Origin of the sequence: Geomonas propionica (genome assembly GCF_016458235.1) — a bacterium.
Taxonomy (GTDB): Bacteria; Desulfobacterota; Desulfuromonadia; order Geobacterales; family Geobacteraceae; genus Geomonas; species Geomonas propionica.
This window is the reverse complement of sequence record NZ_JAEMHK010000005.1, coordinates 74,677-92,263: the sequence shown is the minus strand read 5'-3', so window position 1 is coordinate 92,263 and position 17,587 is coordinate 74,677. Positions and strand designations below refer to the sequence as shown.

At 61.1% G+C, this 17,587-nt stretch carries 15 protein-coding genes; 3 read left to right on the top strand and 12 right to left on the bottom strand.

Going from position 1 to position 17,587, the window contains the following annotated elements; all coding sequences use genetic code 11:
• Positions 1 to 40: 40 nt before the first annotated feature.
• From JFN90_RS08330 to JFN90_RS08310, 5 genes are all read right to left on the bottom strand, one after another.
• Positions 41 to 1,180 (bottom strand): cysteine desulfurase family protein, encoded by a 1,140-nt coding sequence (locus JFN90_RS08330; RefSeq protein WP_199394657.1) that lies wholly within the window; start codon positions 1,178 to 1,180, stop codon positions 41 to 43.
• Positions 1,181 to 1,304: 124 nt separating this feature from the next.
• Positions 1,305 to 2,957, bottom strand: coding sequence for a sulfate adenylyltransferase subunit CysN (gene cysN, locus JFN90_RS08325; RefSeq protein WP_199394656.1), 1,653 nt, complete (start codon positions 2,955 to 2,957; stop codon positions 1,305 to 1,307).
• Positions 2,957 to 3,862, bottom strand: a complete 906-nt coding sequence (gene cysD, locus JFN90_RS08320) for a sulfate adenylyltransferase subunit CysD (protein WP_199394655.1) — start codon at positions 3,860 to 3,862, stop codon at positions 2,957 to 2,959. Before cysD ends, cysN begins: the two co-directional genes overlap by 1 nt.
• A 69-nt stretch (positions 3,863 to 3,931) precedes the next feature.
• On the bottom strand, positions 3,932 to 4,624 hold the full coding sequence (locus tag JFN90_RS08315) for a phosphoadenylyl-sulfate reductase (protein ID WP_199394654.1): 693 nt from the start codon (positions 4,622 to 4,624) through the stop codon (positions 3,932 to 3,934).
• Between the two features lie 351 nt (positions 4,625 to 4,975).
• Entirely contained in the window at positions 4,976 to 6,313 is a 1,338-nt protein-coding gene (locus JFN90_RS08310) for an MATE family efflux transporter (protein WP_328755438.1), read from the bottom strand.
• 211 nt (positions 6,314 to 6,524) lie between these two features.
• On the opposite strand from JFN90_RS08310, the gene JFN90_RS08305 reads away from it, so the two are divergent.
• Together JFN90_RS08305 and JFN90_RS08300 are read left to right on the top strand one after the other, a co-directional pair.
• The gene (locus JFN90_RS08305) at positions 6,525 to 9,506 is read left to right on the top strand and encodes a tetratricopeptide repeat protein (protein ID WP_199394653.1); all 2,982 of its coding nucleotides are present in this window, start codon (positions 6,525 to 6,527) and stop codon (positions 9,504 to 9,506) included.
• Positions 9,507 to 9,521: 15 nt separating this feature from the next.
• Positions 9,522 to 9,713, top strand: coding sequence for a hypothetical protein (locus JFN90_RS08300; RefSeq protein ID WP_199394652.1), 192 nt, complete (start codon positions 9,522 to 9,524; stop codon positions 9,711 to 9,713).
• Between the two features lie 282 nt (positions 9,714 to 9,995).
• On the opposite strand, the gene JFN90_RS08295 is transcribed toward JFN90_RS08300, so the two are convergent.
• Positions 9,996 to 10,298, bottom strand: coding sequence for a hypothetical protein (locus JFN90_RS08295; RefSeq protein WP_199394651.1), 303 nt, complete (start codon positions 10,296 to 10,298; stop codon positions 9,996 to 9,998).
• Between the two features lie 243 nt (positions 10,299 to 10,541).
• Here JFN90_RS08295 and JFN90_RS08290 point away from each other — a divergent pair, with 243 nt between their 5' ends.
• A complete protein-coding gene (locus JFN90_RS08290; protein ID WP_199394650.1) occupies positions 10,542 to 11,642 on the top strand; it encodes an NADH:flavin oxidoreductase in 1,101 nt (366 codons plus the stop codon).
• Between the two features lie 87 nt (positions 11,643 to 11,729).
• On the opposite strand, the gene JFN90_RS08285 is transcribed toward JFN90_RS08290, so the two are convergent.
• The 6 genes from JFN90_RS08285 to adeC all read right to left on the bottom strand — a co-directional run bounded on the left by JFN90_RS08285 (position 11,730) and on the right by adeC (position 17,586).
• Positions 11,730 to 12,683 (bottom strand): hypothetical protein, encoded by a 954-nt coding sequence (locus tag JFN90_RS08285; protein WP_199394649.1) that lies wholly within the window; start codon positions 12,681 to 12,683, stop codon positions 11,730 to 11,732.
• A gap of 15 nt (positions 12,684 to 12,698) precedes the next feature.
• A complete protein-coding gene (locus JFN90_RS08280) occupies positions 12,699 to 13,532 on the bottom strand; it encodes an MlaA family lipoprotein (protein WP_236018914.1) in 834 nt (277 codons plus the stop codon).
• 2 nt (positions 13,533 to 13,534) lie between these two features.
• On the bottom strand, positions 13,535 to 14,824 hold the full coding sequence (locus JFN90_RS08275) for an alpha/beta fold hydrolase family protein (protein ID WP_199394648.1): 1,290 nt from the start codon (positions 14,822 to 14,824) through the stop codon (positions 13,535 to 13,537).
• A 21-nt stretch (positions 14,825 to 14,845) separates the two neighbouring features.
• Positions 14,846 to 15,832, bottom strand: a complete 987-nt coding sequence (locus tag JFN90_RS08270; protein WP_199394647.1) for a TAXI family TRAP transporter solute-binding subunit — start codon at positions 15,830 to 15,832, stop codon at positions 14,846 to 14,848.
• Between the two features lie 108 nt (positions 15,833 to 15,940).
• On the bottom strand, positions 15,941 to 16,072 hold the full coding sequence (locus JFN90_RS22380; RefSeq protein WP_268898643.1) for a hypothetical protein: 132 nt from the start codon (positions 16,070 to 16,072) through the stop codon (positions 15,941 to 15,943).
• A 98-nt stretch (positions 16,073 to 16,170) separates the two neighbouring features.
• A complete protein-coding gene (adeC, locus tag JFN90_RS08265; RefSeq protein WP_199394646.1) occupies positions 16,171 to 17,586 on the bottom strand; it encodes an AdeC/AdeK/OprM family multidrug efflux complex outer membrane factor in 1,416 nt (471 codons plus the stop codon).
• Position 17,587 lies beyond the last annotated feature (1 nt).

Below are 17,587 nucleotides of genomic sequence, written 5' to 3'. Positions count from 1 at the left end.
TTTTAGTGGAGTTGCCCACCGACGTCCGGGCACACCCAGATCACGATGCGCGGATTTCCTTCACCTTGGCGGCGATGAGAGCGGCGGCGTGGTCCACCTCCTCCGCGCTGGTGAGGCGGCCAAGGCTTAGGCGCACGGCGCCAAAACCCTGCGCCCGGGAGAGCCCCATCGCCTTGAGCACGCCGGACAGCTCTCCCTTACCGTCGTGACAGGCGGAGCCGGTAGAGGCCGCGATCTCCGGAAGGCGCGCCAGAAGGTCCGCTCCCACGACACCCTCGAAGCTCACGTTCAACGTATTGGGCAGGCGCTCCTTTTCCGGTCCGTTTAGGAACACGCCGCCGGCCAGCTCCTGAAGCTTGGCGTGCAGGCGATCCCGTAAGACTGCTACCTTCCCCGGCTCCCCGGCGGCGATACGCTGCGCCGCCAGTTCCATCGCTTTCCCAAGGGCCGCCATGTAGGGGACATTCTCGGTCCCCGCCCTCAATCCCCCCTCATGTCCAGCGCCGTGCAAGTAGGGCGCCACGCGCACCCCTTGGCGAATGTAAAGGGCGCCCACCCCTTTGGGGGCGTAGAGCTTATGCCCGGCGACGGTGAGCAGGTCCACCCCCAACTGGTCCACCAGGGTCGGGATCTTCCCCACCGACTGCGCCGCGTCCGTGTGCAGCAGGACACCGCGTTCCCGGGTGATGGCGCTGATCTCCGCGAGCGGTTGGATCGAGCCCACCTCGTTGTTGGCGTGCATGACGCTCACCAGGATGGTCTGCGGGGTGATCGCCTGGCGCACCTGGTCGGGATCGACGCACCCAAAGCCGTCCACCGGCAGGTAGGTCACGGCGAAGCCCTGCTCCTCAAGCCAGCGCAGCGGTTTGAGCACGGCGGGGTGCTCCACCGAGGAAGTGATGATGTGGTTGCCGCGCTCCCGGTTCGCGAAGGCGGTGCCGATCAGGGCCTGGTTATCGGACTCGGTGCCGCCGCTGGTGAAAATGATCTCGCAGGGGGTGCAGCCGAGCGCCGCCGCCACCCTCCCCCGTGCCAGTTCCACCGCGTCCTTCCCTATCTTGCCGTAAGGGTGGTTGCTGGAGGGGTTGCCGAAATGCGTGGTGAGAAAAGGCAGAAGCTCATCGACCACCGCCGAATCAACCGGAGTGGTGGCGTTGTAGTCGAGGTAGATGGGGTCCATAGGTTGTCCTCCGGGAGGCTGCGGCCAGGCGGCAGGCTGGTCCGACCGATCGATCTGCGAGATGGTAAAACAAAAGAGGCCAAGGGGCAATGTTTTGCAGACCTTGGCCTCTTCGTTGGCGTCGCTAGATGCCGGTGCCGTCGTCGCCGTACCCCTTGACCGGGGTGGTCCCGCGCTTGAAGAGCAGGATGCTTACGCCATCGCCGCTGCGGTCGAACTCGAAAGCGAGCTCATGGTCGTAGGCCAACTGCGCCACAGGCTCGAGCTGGGACAGATCCCGCAACCGGATCAGGATGCGGTTCCCCTTGCCCAGGTAGTCGTGGATGCTCTGGGCGAGATCGAGGATGAACAACCCCTTCTCCTCGGTCAGGTCGACTACGTTCAGGTTAGTCGCGGCCACGGCATCCAAGGTGATGTGCCGCGGAGCCCACGGGTTGCTCTCCTCTGCCGACAGGTGTGCCCGCTGCGACTCGTCGGGGGCGTTGAGCACCATGCCTGCCGCCACCGTCGCGTTGGTGAAACGGTCAATAAGAATGAAGCTGCCGGTGTCGCGGTTGGCACCGTAGGGATCGAAGGAAACCGGGCGGTCCAGCTCGATGCGCGCCAGGCCGATCTCGTTCAGCCCCAGCGTGGAGACCTGCTTCTGCTCCAAGGTATTCACGTCCACCGCGTATTGCACCGCGGTCACGCGGCCCGGCGTGATACCGGTGGCGGTCTTCACCAGGTAGAGCTGGCCGGGCTGCAACGGCTCGTCGTGCATCCAGACCAGGTGCGCCTCGGGGTGCCTGGTGTAAAGCGGCGGCGCCTCGGGGCGGGTCAGCATGTCGCCGCGGCTGATGTCGATCTCGTCCTCCAGGGTGAGCGTTACCGCCTGCCCTGCCACCGCCTCATCCAAGTCGCCGTTGAAGGTGACGATACGGGCGACCTTGCTGGTCTGGCCGGAGGAGGCGACCCTGATCTCGTCGCCGGGACGGACGGTGCCGGAGGCGACGGTGCCGCAGAAGCCGCGGAAGTCGAGGTTGGGACGGTTCACCCACTGCACCGGGAGGCGGAAAGGCTGCTCGTCTCGGTCGTCCTCGACCTGAACCGTCTCCAGGAAGTGCAACAGGGGCGGCCCCTGGTACCACGGGGTCTCGCCGCTCTTCTCGATGATGTTGTCGCCGTTCAAGGCTGAAATCGGGAGCGCGGTGATGCTGGTAAAACCAAGCGGCGCGGCGAAGTCGCGGTAATCGGCCTCGATGGCGTTGAACTTCTCCTGGTCGTAGCCGATCAGGTCCATCTTGTTGATGGCCAGGACGATGTGCTTGATCCCCACCAGGGAGACCAGGAAGCTATGGCGGCGGGTCTGGGTCAAGAGCCCCTTGCGCGCGTCGACCAGGATCACAGCCACCTTGGCGGTCGAGGCGCCGGTGACCATGTTGCGGGTGTACTGCTCGTGCCCGGGGGTGTCGGCGACGATGAACTTCCTACGGTCGGTGGAAAAGAAGCGGTAGGCGACGTCGATGGTGATGCCCTGCTCGCGCTCGGCCTGCAGCCCGTCCAGAAGAAGCGCGTAGTCGATGGCTCCCCCCTGGGTTCCCACCTTCTTGCTGTCCGCCTCGAGGGCCGCCAACTGGTCCTCGAAGACCATCTTGGAGTCCCACAGCAGGCGCCCGATCAGGGTGCTCTTGCCGTCGTCAACGCTGCCGCAGGTGATGAAACGGAGCAGCGACTTTTCCTCCTGGCTCTTCAGGTAGGCAAGGATATCTTTCTCGATCAGTTCTGATTGATGTGCCATTAGAAGTACCCTTCCTGTTTCTTCTTCTCCATCGAACCGGCCTGGTCGTGGTCGATCAGGCGCCCCTGGCGCTCGGAGGTACGGGTGAGCAGCATTTCCTGGATGATCTCGGGGAGCGTGTCGGCCTCGGACTCGACCGCGCCGGTAAGCGGATAGCAGCCCAGAGTGCGGAAGCGGACCGACTTGTACTCGACCTGCTCGCCCGGCTGTAGTTCCAACCGGTCGTCGTCGACCATGATCAGCATGCCGTCGCGCTCGACCACCGGACGCACCGCGGAGAAGTACAAGGGCACGATGGGGATCTCTTCCAGGTGGATGTATTGCCAGATGTCCAGTTCGGTCCAGTTGGAGAGCGGGAAGACGCGGATGCTCTCGCCCGGCTTGATGCGGGTGTTGTACAGGCTCCAGAGCTCCGGGCGCTGGTTCTTCGGGTCCCAGCGGTGGTTGGCGCTACGGAAGGAGAATATGCGCTCCTTGGCGCGGGACTTTTCCTCGTCTCGGCGCGCGCCGCCGAAGGCCGCGTCGAACTTGTATTTGTCCAGCGCCTGCTTGAGCCCCTCGGTCTTCATGACGTCGGTGTAGAGCGCGGAGCCGTGGGTGAAGGGGGAAACCCCCTTTTTCACCCCGTCCTCGTTCACGTGCACTAGGAGTTCCATGCCGGACTCCTTGGCCATGCGGCCGCGGAAATCGATCATGTCGCGGAACTTCCAGGTGGTATCGACGTGCAGCAGCGGAAACGGCGGCGGTGCCGGGTAGAAGGCCTTGCGGGCCAGGTGCAGCATCACCGCGGAATCCTTGCCGATGGAATAGAGCATCACCGGGTTATCGAACTCGGCCACCACCTCGCGGATGATGTGAATGCTTTCGGCTTCGAGTTGCTGCAGATGGGTCAGATTTTTCTTCATGGCATTATCCCGTATCGATCTTCGTGTGCCGGTACATTAACAGCACCGGGCGCGTCATCCCCTACCCTGTTACCTGCGATGCAGGCCGCACTCCTTGTGCTCAGGGTTTTCCCACCACCAACGCCCGGCACGGGCATCTTCGCCCGGCTGGACCGCCCTGGTACAAGGGGCGCAGCCGATGGAGCGGTAGCCCTGCTTCAGGAGGCGGTTCTGCGGCAGGCGGCGCTGCTCGACGAATTGCGTAAGCTGCACCTCGCTCCAGTCCAGCAGCGGGTTCAGTTTCAGGATGCCGCCGTTCAACTGGTCCAACTCGATGGCCTTCAGGTCGGTGCGGGTGACGTTGTGCTCGCGACGCATGCCTGTGATCCAGCCGGCGAGCCCTTGCAGCGCGCGACCCAGCGGCTCCACCTTGCGGATGTGGCAGCACTCGTGGCGGTTGTCCAGGGATTCTCGGAAGGAGAACAGCCCCTTCTCGCGCTCCAGTTTCTCCACCGCCTCGTGCTTCGGGAAATACCAGTCGATCTGGATCCGATAGCGTTCGGTGAGGGCGTCGGCCACCTCGTAGGTTTCCTCGTTGAGCCTGCCGGTATCGAGGGCGAACACGCCGATCTCCAGACCGGCCTCCTTGGCCAGTTCGATGATGGCGACATCCTCCAGCGAGAAAGAGCAGGCAAGTTTCACGGGACCATGGGCGGCTTCAAGGCCGAGGCGAAGGATCTCCTGGGCGGTTGCGTTGGCGGGGACTTCAGGCACAGCAGTCATTGGGGCTTCCTTTCCAGATGCGATTCGGTTCCATGAGCGGCAGTCGTATAAAACCACCGATGTACGCTTGAGTGACGTTGTAGCTTATTCAACCAAAGCAGTCAAGAAAATTTATCTTAATTGCACAGCACAGTGGTAGGTTTTTGTATTACTCTGTTGTCGCGATTGGCAACGGGAAAACAACTTAACTCATAACACACTGTTTATGAACAACATTATGAGACAGGACGCTGTCAAACGGAGGCTCGTACTGGGATATAAACTTGACGGAGAGGAAGCTGCAGAGGCCGCTACAGAAGAGGATACTACAGCAAAGGCAGGGGGGAATGGCGGTGACTGTCCGGGGCAGCCTCAGTGCGAGTCGTGCAGCACCTGGATCGTTCTCCAGGCGCCGGAGCGAAAGCGCAGCGACCAGATTACGGCGGTGAATAGGACGAAGCAGGTGGCCAGGGTCCACTCGGCAACCAAGCCGGGCATAAAACTGTCGATCAGCCACAGGAAAAGCAGGAACCCCGCGGAGGAATAAACGAAGGTGCGGGCGACCCAGTTGGTGTCGCCGGCGGAAGAGAGGACGCAGCCGGTCATGACGTTAGCGGCGTCGAAGAGGCAGTAAAAGGCGACGAACTTCATGATGATGGAGCCGGTCTCGACGATGCGGACAGACTCCGGGCCGTGACCGGCGAAGACGGAGATGAGCGGCGCCGAGCAGGTGGCGAACAGCACCGCCATCACCAGCATCCAGACCTCGCACACCAGCAGCGACTGCGAGGCGATGGCTGGGACCTCGTCGTCCTCCCCTGCCCCGCGCGCGTGCCCGACAAGAATGCCCGCCGCCTGGCCCAGACCGAGCGCAGGGAAAAAGGCCATGCCGTTGATCCGGAAAGCGATGCTGGAGGCAGCCAGTTCCACCGTCCCCAACCGGCCGAGCACGACAAGGAACAGGGTCCAGGCCAAGAGCTCGCCGCTTATGCGCAGTCCCATTGGCATGGCGAGTTTCAGGAAGCGGGAGAATTCAACGCGGTCCAGGCGCCGGGCGCTGCGGTCGGAGTAGCCGCGGCCGACCACGAAGATGGCGGCGTAGAGGAGCGCGGCAACACCCTGGGCCGACACGGTGGCGAGCGCGGCGCCGGCGATCCCCAACCGCGGGAAACCCCAGGCACCCAAGACCAGTCCCCACGCCAGGAGCGCGTTGATCACGAAGGAGAAAAAGGTCACCGCGGTGACGATGACCGGGCGACCGATGCCGGAGAGCCAGCCGGCCAGCGCCGAACTCAGTACCGGAAAGAGTGAGCCGGCCATGCAGATGGTGAAGTAGCTTATCTCGTCGGCGGCGACGTCAGGGGTGTGCCCCGCCAATCGGAACAGCTGGCCGACTGGCCAGGCCACCGCAATGGCGAGGCCCCCGGAGGCGAGAGCGGTATGGATACCGAGCCAGGCCGATTTGCGCACTCCGGCCGCATCGCCTCGCCCGTGGCTGTGGGCCACGAAGGTGCCGGCATAGCCGGCCGTACCGAAGAGAAAACCCTGGAACAGGATCACAGCGAGTCCCGCGGGACCGATGGCCGCCACCGCGGCGCTGGAATACCGGGACAGCACGATGGCGTCCACGATCTGCATCAAGGTGATGGCTGAGGTGGAAAGTATCATGGGGCCTGCCAGCTTGAGCAGGCGCGGAACGTGGTTGGTCACTGGATAGGGCTACCTTTTGATCTCAGAGTCAGAATCGCAGCATGGGGCTCATCCACAAATTGACGGGCGGGAGGCGGTCCGAACCGCAAAGATAACGCCAACGGCCTGAGAAAACAAGACCGTTGCCGAGAGATACTGCAAAGGATGTTTCTTGCACAGTGAGAAAAATTCATTACACTTAAAATATTTTAATACATTTAAGGAGGGCCTTATGAGTTGGCAACTGTATGTCAAGGCTGCCCAGAGCGTTCTCGACTCGGCGCGGATTCCGTCCTCAGTGGAACTGATATCACTGATCAAGCGTGTGAATCCCACATGCCTTAAGCTTCCCGAGACTGACAGGGAGTTTGGCTACCGTATCAAAAATCGGCTGCAAAACCTGCTTCTGGAGACCTACGGAGAAACTTTTCACCTGGCGCCTCATCCCTGCAACACTGACACAATCCTCATCAAGCACAATACCCTGCCCTCCATCGACGCCTGCCATGCAGATCTCAACGCCCTTTCGATGAAGGCGCTTAACACCGTAGGCAGCATCCCCTCTGCAGCAGCGTCTGCCCCGACAAACAACGACGCGAAGGGGTCGAAATCCAGGAAACGGACTGCCAGCGGTTCGCCTAAGGAAACCCTGAGAAACGCGGAACTTCTGCTTGAGCAGTACGAGTACCCTCAGGCAGAGGAACTCCTGGCCGCCATTCGAATCACTGTCCACGGGGATTTGCCGACCCTGATAAAAGCCGCGAGGATCTTGACGGAACAGATCGGAGCATACCAAAGGGCTATCGAGTTCTTACTGGCGCAGCCCAAGCACGTGCTTAAGGACAAGGTCGTCCGGGAACTGCTCGCCATGACCTATTACGGTAACGGCTCGATTGCCGAGGCGAGGGCTCTTTTCGAATCGGGAGAGCCTGGGGATCTCGAGAAAGGCTCCCTGTATGCCTACGCCGACATTTCCTTCAAGGATGGGAACTTGTCAAAGGCCTACTATCTTCTGAAGATGGCAGACGAAAAAGAGGGATTCGTGACCGCCCACACCAGCTTGAGAAAAGAGATAGAGGCGGCCATGCTCAAGGAAGCCGAGCCTTATCTGCAAAAGGCGGAGGTGGCCTTCGCCCGCACCGATCTCAGCCAAGCGCAGTCCCTGCTTCAGCGAGCCCTTTCCCTTTACCCGAACTTCAAGAAGGCGCGCGAACTGGCCGGAGAGGTTGAGTCGAGGAAGACCGGAGCGGAAGTAGAGAATCTCTGGCAACGATTCGGGTCCAGCGGGAAGGGTAACGAAAGGCTCAATTTACTGGCGCAGCTTCTGGAGCGGGACAAGGAGAGAGGCGAGCAGATCAGGAATCTTATGGCAGAGGAAAGGAATCGCCAAAAGAAAGAGGCGGTGAATAAGCACCTCGACACTCTCCGAGGACTCGCCGCGCAGGAACGTTGGGAGGAGTGCTACGACAATCTGCTCTGGCTGTCGCGCCAAGGGGAGGAGACGGATTACCATCAGGCCTGCGCCATATCTCCTTATTTTTCTGTCCTCTGCCACAACAAGGGGCTTCGGAGACTCCCGGACGGAGATGCCAGGGAGCAGTGGCTTAGGTTGGTCAGACTCAAACGGCAGGTGCAACAGGGACAGGCGGAAGGTTGCTGGGAGGTGGTGCAGGACCTGCAGCAGTATTTTCACTGCTACCCTCTGTTCAAAGAGCTCTACGACACCCTCTTCGAACACGAGTCGGCGAAGGCGAGGCGAGAGGCAGAGCAATTGCTTTCTTTGATGGATGAACTGGACGAGTGGGAGGAAAAAAGCGACGCGTTGACCACAGCGAGAAAGCTCTACGCCCAACTACAAAAGCCGTTAGCGCTACTGCCTGCGGCGGAGAGGGCAGACTACAAGGAGGACGCGAAACGCGTAATGCACCGGCTCGAGCCGGAGACGGAGTGCGAGTGGGACCCACTGGATTACCGGGAGGCCCTGGTATTGGGAAATTCCACTAAAGCGGCACAACTCAGAAAGACATTGCCCACCCCCTTAGTGGCACAGTTGCTTGATAACCTCGACAACGAGGTTGCGCAAATGTTCGCTATTTCCGCCGAAGCGATCCCGATAACAGTTTCGCCGGACCTGGTCGTGGATCTTTCCTCGGAATGCGCCCCGTGCCTGGAAAAAATCAGCTCCACCGACCGGCACGTACTGTTGCGCGAGAATGAAGAGACCATCGTCGTCCTCCACATGTGGCGCATGAGTGCCACCAGGTACCGATCGCCTAACTTCAAGGATCTGGACGTGATAGATTTCTTGCCAGACAAGGACGTCTTCCTCTTGGTGAACACTCAAACCAACAACACTGTGTGGCGCGCCACACTTTCAGAAAAGGAAAGCCGATTCACGGCTGTTTTCGACATCAATCAGCACTTCCAGTACGTGGAGGGCGCATCATTTGAGGGCATATATATGTCGTGCAGTAAGGAGAATTCCTACTACGCCGTCATCCGGGAAGGCAGCACTTTCAGAGTCGTGAAGCAATCCATCGACCTCGTCAGCAGTGTGGTGAGAACCTATGAGGCACCGTGCGAGAGCGTGGACGCTTTCCGGCTGTCATACCAGCCGGACAGATTCGTGGCGATTACTGAAAGTTACACCCATGTTTTGGAGAGCAACCTGGACCCGCCGAGAGGGTGCAGCAGAATAGGCGCAAGCCATGGGCTCAATTGCCTCGGTATCGACGCGGGCAAAAGCCAGATCTATGCTCTTGGGGACGGCGTCGTAAACGTCCTAAATACCAAGTTGCGAGCGGTGAAGCAGTATTTGAATGCGGCAACCGTCGCGCATATGAGTATTTCGGTATTAGCCGGGATCTGTCCCGAAAAGGACATTGCGCTTCTCACTCTCAATGGGAGGAGTTTGTTCTACAACTTGAAAAACAACAAGTTCAGCCAAAAGTTCTCGGGTAAGCGTGTACTGTCCACAGAAACCCCGAGCCGATGGTTTTACACCGAATTCGATACCACAAACCTTGCCGTGAAGGTGAAGGATATCACCGACGAATTGGACAATCTTCTGGAATGGCAAGTCTTTTTCACACCTGGTGGCGACGAAGCCGCTGTCATCGAATTTGTCGAGAAGTTGGAGAATCCCGACTTCTTCAGCATCGTGCAACCAGCCTCTCCCAGAGAAGACACCCCTATACATGACACCAATTGCTAATGGTCCGGTGGAAGCATGTCGACCATGCACGAAGGGCTGCCCCTGAACTCCGCTTTGTGGGTGTTGCAAGCTCATTGGCCAGGGCTGGAAGAAACAGTGCGGGCCTCACTCGTGACGCAGGGCGTCGATGGGGTTGAGGCCGGCTGCCCGGCGCGCCGGGAAAAGACCAAAGATAACCGCAAAGGCCGCAGGAAAGAAGAAGAATAGCAGGTGGATCTAACTCTTTTTCTTTGCCACATCTGCTGCGAGTGAATTCGCATATCATCCGGGCGAGAAATTGCTATAACTCTTCAAAACACAACCGATAAGTAGAAAGAGAAGCAGCTACTGAGTTGCACCGTCTTTCTCACAAGTGACGAGGCTTCGCATAGACTGACCAGATGAGGCTGGCAGGATGGGCACTGGAAATAAAGAAGGGCCCGCCATTCTTGGACGCGCCCTTTCCTTATCACCACGCGCCAGGCTTGGGCCTGGCGCACCGACTCGCGCCTAGTGCCTGTTCAGCACGCGCAGCGTGTCGTTGGCTTCCTGCAGTTTCTTCTTGAGGATCTTCAGCTCTTCGACTGTGTAGGTGCTGGCGCCCTGCTCATTGATAGCGACCTGCAGCTTCCTGATCCTGTCCTGGATGCTGTCGACCTGGTTGTTGCAGTCTTTGATGAGCATCGCGCATTCCTTCTCGCACTGTGCGTCGCCTGCTTTGTGCATGCTGCCGTGGTTGGCCTCGTCAGCCAGGACCGGGGTTGCCGCCGCGAAAAGGGATACTGCCATAAGGACCAAAAGTTTCTTTTTCATCGTTACATCCTCCTTGATCAAGTTTTTTTTGTAGCGCGTCGTTGCGCTTCTGTCTAACTAAAAGCATCGAGCGTGCCAACTTGTAACCGACTGTTTTTTCGTGGGTGAACTGACCAGGCAGCAACATCATTAGAGAATATTCGACAACACTCGTGGTTTATTCAGCAGGTTGCATGTATGGACCGGAGCCAGGGGCAGCGCCACGGTCTACGTGGATCAATCCCCGGCAACAAGGAGCAAATGATGGCACAACTGTTCGAGGAAAGTTGTATCGGGAGCCTGCGGCTGGGAAACCGCTTCCTACGCTCGGCGACGTGGGAGGGACTGGCGGACCAGGACGGCTCGGTCACGCAGCGGCTCACCGACATGATGGTCGAACTGGCGCAAAACGAGGTCGGCCTGATCATCTCAGGCTACGCCTTCGTCACCAAGGGGGGGCAATCCACCCCCTGGCAACTGGCGGCTTGGCACGACCGCTTCCTGCCCGGACTGCGCAGCATGGCCGCTGCCGTTCATGCGGCCGGTGGCAAGATCGCGCTGCAGCTCGTCCACGCCGGCCGCTTTTCGTCGGAAGAGCTGACCGGTGAGCGTCCCCGCGTCCCTTCGAGCGACGGCCCACTGAACCAGGCGCTGACCGGCACCGAGCTCGAGGCACTGATCTCGGCCTTTGCCGATGCGGCGGCCCGGGGGAAAGCGGCCGGGTTCGACGCGGTGCAGCTGCACGCCGCACACGGCTTCCTGCTGAGCGAATTCCTCTCCCCTGCGTTTAACCGGCGCGAGGACGGCTACGGCGGTTCCTTGGAGAGCCGCGCCAGGCTGCTCTTGGAGGTGGTCCATGCGGTGCGGTTGCGCGTGGGCAAGGATTACCCCATTCTGGTGAAGATGAATTCCGATGATTTTCTCGAGGACGGCATGGGGGCGGAGGAGGCGCTGCGGGTCGCCAAAATGCTGGAGCGTGCCTCGGTTGATGCCATCGAATTTTCCGGCGGCACCCCCCTTTCCAATGACTTGATCCCGGCGCGCCTTGGCGAGCTGACCAGCCGGGAGCACGAAGTCTACTACCACGGCGCCGCCCAGGAGTACCAGCAACGGATGGGGATTCCGCTGATCCTGGTGGGGGGGATACGTTCCTTCGAGGTGGCGGAGGAGTTGGTGCAGCGGGAAGAGGCACAGTTCATTGCGCTGAGCCGCCCCCTGATTGGCGAACCGGACCTGGTCAGGAGATGGCACCAAGGAGACCGGGGCAAGTCTCTGTGTCTTTCCTGCAACGGCTGCTGCGGACCGGCGCTGGAAGGGCTGGGACTGCGTTGCGTGATCCTCGATCCAGAACAGGAGCGGGCATAAACCAAGCCCCCCGCGTCTAATACCGCCGGGGGCTTGGTTTGCCATCGTTGGTTTTAAGGGGACAGGCACCTGGCGGAGCCAGTCCCCTTAGGCCGGGATGCTGACTAGGGCAGCCACCAGCCGCCTCCCCTCCGCGTCGCACAACACGTCAAAGGTCACCTCTCGGGCATCGGCGCCCGCTTCCTTGCGCTTCACCCCCATCCGGTCCACGATCAGGGTTTCCTTCCCCACCCACAGATACTCCTCGGCCCGCCCCAGCACGTCAGCCACCACACCTAGGTAGACCTCCAGCATCTTGTCGTCCTTCCCCATCGCCAGGAGCTGCGCCTCGATCTCGGCAAGCTTATTCTCCAGCCCCGCCACATCGGTCTCGCCCCCGGAACGGGGATCGAATCCAAAACCGCCGCGCTGCAGCAGGGAGAGCTTGGAGTTTAGCAGGGTACGGTGCTTTTCCAGGTTGCCCCGCTTGGCCTTCAGCTCGGTGATCCGCCCGAGGGCTATGCGCAGCAGGTGGTCGTACGCCCGGCGCTTCAACTGATAGCGGGTCTCCTCCTCGTTGCCGTTCAGGTCCATGAGCCGGTGTCCCTCGAAGCTAACCGTCACCTGCGGCACGTCGCGCAGCACCACGTCCCCGGAAAGCGATGCGCCCAGCATCAGCCGCTCCCGTTTTTCCATGAGCAGGAGCGCAGTCGCGCCATGCTGCAGTCCGGCCCGCTTGCCGCGCAACTGGGCAAGGTTTGGCTCATGCTCCAGGAAATTCCCCAGTTCGGAGGCGGTTACGAAATAGGTGCGCAGGTTGGCATTGTTGTCGTAGCTTTGTGGGTCGAGTGGCAGGATGGGGCCGGTGCCGTCCACGAGGGCGATGACGTGGCCGATGGCATGGACGACGGCGGGGCGGAGCTTTTTCTTGTAGGAGAAAACGGCACGGATCCAGGGATCGGTGCCGTCGACGGCGCGCTCGATGGCCTTGTTGACCAGAGCGTCGGGCACGGCACCTCCCTTGGTGCCGCGCCGGAAGATGGACTGGAAAAATCTTAGCAACTGCTGCCTCCGTACTTATTTGACCTCGCCGGTCTGACCGATGTCGTAGTCGCGCTTCATGGTGTACAGGCTCCGGATCAACTCGTATTCGAAGGGCGACCCGGTCTGGCGGTACCTGAAAGGGATACGGTGCCGGCGATCCACGGCATAGATGCCGGAATAAGCATAGGTGAAGGTGCTGTCGTTGATCCATGCCACCGGGCCAAGGTAGTTCGAAGTGGCCACATCCGCCACGAGGCCCGTGGTGTCCCTGACGTTGGAGGCGCCCAGCACCGGGAGCATCAGATAGGTGCCGCTGCCGCTGCCGTAATGCCCCAGCGTGAGCCCAAAATCCTCGGTCTGACGGTTGAGCCCCATCTTTTTGGCCTGATCCCACAGGCCGCCCACGCCGATGGTCGAGTTGATCACGAACCGGCTTACCGTGATGCCGGCGGCCTTGAGATTGAACTGCATGAGATTATTAGTCAAGTTCGTAATTTCACCGAGGTTGTCGATCGCGTCGGAGACGCGGTCCTCGACGTAGTTGGGCGTGATGAACTCGTACCCGCGCACAATCGGGCGATAGAGGTACTCGTCGAAGTAATAGTTGAACCGGTAGCTGCCGCGGTTGAACCCCTCCACGGAATCCTTCACGTCCAGCATGTTGGGCTGCCCGGGCTTGACCAGGTCCTCGTAGCGCCTGAGCGGCGGCTCGACCGGACCGGTCACTATGGGCGCGGTACTGCAGGCGGAGAGCAGCAGCACAGCCAGCAGCGGCACCAGGAGGCTTCCCTTGGTAAGGAAACCGGCGCTCCGTTTCGCTGTTGCATAAGCCATCGAGCACGGTATGTGATCTCTGTAGTTTTTCATGATCACTCCTCCTTCCCTTTGAGAAAGCCGGTGATGGCAGAGACGACGTCTGGGTGGAACATGTTGCCCATGTGACCGCCGCTGGGGAAGATCCAGGCCCGGTCGCCGAAAACCCGTTCCAGGTACTCGATGTCCCCGGGGACCAGGATGATGTCGTCCTCGTTGTGGATGAGCCCGAACTTGCCGGATCCTTTCAGGTATCCCTCGAGCGAGCGCAGGGTTTCCCGCCGCAGCAGTTCCTCGCGGGTCAGGCCCGGCTCCATCTTCTGGTAATGCGGGAACAGCCACTGTTCGAAGTAATCGATGAAGCTGGTCTTGTAGGCAACGGTTGCGTAGCGGGTGAGCGAGGTGGTCGAGGTGAGACGGACGTTTTTGGGAACGATGTAGCCTCCCCCGTTCATCACGTCCGCGGTGAAAATCATGTCGGCCGCGTTCATGCGCGCCGTCAGACCTATCAGGGCCGCCAGGTTGCTTTCGCTGGGCTGCATCCGCTTGTAGGTGCGGTACATCGACTCGCCGCTCAACCCGCCCGGTCCCCACGATTCGGTCAGGTGCATGGTCTCGCTGAAGACGCCGCGGAACCAGGTGTCGAAGTTGTCCATCCCCCCAGGGACGTTCTGCACCAGCAGCCGGTCCAGCGCCGAAACCGAGTCGTACAGGCAGACCGGCGGGTTGATCAGGAGCACGCGCTTGAAGTCGAAGTGGTGTTCCCGATCGTCGAGTTTGGCGACGAAAGCGGCATCGAAGCCGCCCAGGCTGTAGCCCGCAAGCAGGAACTGGGAGACCTGGATGCGATCGCGCACCTTCTGGTAGGCCAGGTCCATCACCCGGTACAGGTCCTTGGCGTCATCGGTGGCAATGCCCGGGAGTCCGCTGGCCGCGTTCACCACGAAGTCCATGTGGGTCGGCGAGGTGATGGAGATGACGTGGAAGCCCGCCTGGTAGAGTACCTTTTGCAACTTCAGCATGCGCGGCACGTCGAAACGGGAACCTGAGCCGGCAACCAGGAAGACCAGCGGGGCCTTGTGTTCCTGGTACACCAGCGAGCAAGCGAGCCCCTTCTCGTACCAGAACACCTCGGGGATCTCCCGGTGCGGGAAAGGACGGATCACGAACTCGTAAACCGGGACCTGGTCCGGTAGCCGGACCTCGAATTCCTTCGGGAGTTCCATCACCGTCGCCTCGTACGGGTTCACGAACGGGTAGAAATAGGATTGCGGGGGAGCCGCGGTGGCAGGCCGGTCGGCGAGCAGGGAAACGATCAGCAGGGTCAATGCCAGTAAACGTTTCATGGATACCTCCCAGAGCCGGTGCTAGGGGATCAGGCCGGACTCTTTGAAATAACGGGCCGCCCCTGGGTGCAGGGGGATTACGGTGACCTGGGCCGCCTGCTCCTGTGTCAGATCCTGAAGAATGGGGTGCTGACGCCGGAACAGGTCGAGGTTGCCGAGGATCTCGCGCACCACATGGTACACGGACTCGTCGGACTGGTCGGCAGAGGTGAACAAGACAGTACGAACGCCCAGGCTCTGCACGGTGCCGCTGACTTGCACGTTGGGGTAGAAGCGCATGGGGATGAGCACCGGCGCGAGCAGCGGGTTGTTGGCGGTCACCTGTTTAATCAGGGTTTCGTCCAGCGGGACCAGGAGCACCTTGCGGTCACCGGCGCTTGCCTCCAGCACCGTCAGGTTCGGGTGGCCGACGATGCAGAGATAGGCGTCGATGTCGCCTTTTTGCAGCAGTTCCGGGGCGATCGCCGTGGAGTGCTGGGAGCTGATCACCTCACCGGGGTTGAGTCCCGACATCTGCAGCAGCGCATTGGCGTAGGTGTTGTCGATGGAGCCGGGAGCGCCGATATTGAGCCTTTTCCCCTTCAGGTCAGCGACGCGCTTTATGCCGCTGTCCACCGCCGCCACGATGGTGACCGTTGCCGGGTAGAGCCCGAGCACCGCCCGCAGTTTCCCTCTTGCCTTACCCTCCCAGGGACGTACCCCCTGCATCGCCCTCTTCAAGAGTTCCGTCTCGGCGATGCCGAAGGCCGCCCTCCCCTCCGCCACGGCGTCGATGTTGGCTACCGACCCCGCCGAAGCGACGGTAGCGAGCCTCATGCCGTACACCGCACTCTTTTTGTTGAAGATCTTGGCGGTGGCGCTGGCCGCTGCGTAATAGGAACTGGTGGTGGTGCCTGAGGAGATGGTGAAGGATTGAATAGAAGCAGCGAATGAACTGGATGGCAATAAGGGCAGGACTGCAACTGCGAGGAGTGCACAAAAGCGCGCGGCCGGTCGACAAACTTGCATGGGGTCCCCCCGTGAAGCCGATTTCGACAACAAGCTTAAGTTATACCATCTTTTCTCACCGTCACACATTAGACCTGGCTGGATACGGCGCAGCGGCGCGGGGAAACTCTAGTGCTTGAGAAGAAAGTGGACCAGGTTGACCGGCCACTCCGGTTGCGGTTCGGGAGCGAGTGTGTAGTAGGCGACGATCAAGGCGAGGGCGGCGATGCAGCAGTAGAGAGTGAGGCGTGCACGGGACAACGGGGCTCCTTTCGGCCACAGGGGATTCGACACAGTTCGCCCCCCTGCGCGGGGTACTGCTTCCCCGGGCCGCTACCGGCCCGGGGCTGTTTTGTGTCTTACTTGCTACCGCCGCCCAGTACCTTGTACAGGGTGACCATGTTGTTCAGTCGCGCGAGGCGGGTGGTGATCAGGTTCTGCTGGGCCGCGTACAGAGAGCGCTGCGCGTCCAGGACGTTGAGGTAGCTGTCGACCCCGGTCTGGTAGCGGGCCTGGGAGAGACGGAAGGTCTCGGCGGTGGCGCCGGTCAGGGACTGCTGCGCCGCCACCTGCTCGTCGATGGTGCCGCGCTGCGCCAGGGCATCTGCCACCTCGCGGAACGCGATCTGGATTGCTTTCTCGTACTGCGCCACTGCTATGTCGCGGTCCACCTGGGCCACGTCGAGGTTGGCCTTGTTACGCCCCCCCTCGAAGATCGGCACGGAGATGCTGGGTGCGAAGCTCCAGGCGAGGTTGCCTCCCTTGAACAGGCCGGAAAGCTGATCACTGCCAAAGCCCACGCTGGTGGTGAGGGCGATGCGCGGGAAAAATGCGGCGCGCGCTGCACCGATATTGGCGTTGGCCCCTTTCAGGTTGAACTCGGCCTGCAGGATGTCGGGCCGAGAGAGGAGCACGTCGGACGGAAGCCCGGGCGCCACGTCGCTGACCGCGGTCAGAGCCTCGGTCAGCGACTTGGGCAGGAGATCCTGCGGGACGTCGGAACCGACCACCAGGACCAGGGCGTTCAGATCCTGGGCCACTAGCGTGGTGTAACGGGCGATGTCCACCCGGGCGGAGTCGACGCTGGTCTGTGCCTGCTGCAGGTCCAGGGCGGAAGCAACCCCTGCTTCGAACCTGCTCTTGCTGAGCCGGTAGGACTCCTGCTGGTTGGCCAGGGTATCCTTGGCAAGTAGCAGGCGCTCCAGGTCGGAGCCAAGGGTCAGGTAGGCGTTGGCCACCTGGGATACCAGGGTGATCTGCACGCCGCGCCTTGCCTGTTCGGTGGCGAGGTACTGCTCCAGGGCCTGGTCCTTCAGACTCCTGATCCTGCCGAACAAGTCCAACTCGTAGGAACTGATGCCGACCGAGACGTTGTAAGAGTGGCCGACGCCGCCGTTGCCGTTCTGGGTCAGGTCGTCCGCCGTCTTCCTGACGGAAAATGCGCCGTCACCGGTCACCGTGGGGAGGAGGTCGGCGCGCCTGATCTGGTACAGGGCGCGGTAGCGGTCCATGTTCAGCACGGCCACCTTGAGGTCGCGGTTGTTGTCCAGGGCGAGCGTGATCAGTTTCTGCAACTGCGGCTCGACGAAGAATTCCTGCCACGGGATCTCGGCCAGCGGCTTCTGCGCCACCGGCTCCGCCTTGTAGGCCGGACCTGCCGGCCAGTTATTGGCGACCGGAGGGGCCGGCTGGGTGTATTTGGGTGCCATTGAGGCGCATCCTCCCAGGAACAGGAAGGCGGCCAGGGCAAGTGGTCTGGCTATCGTGCGTGTCATG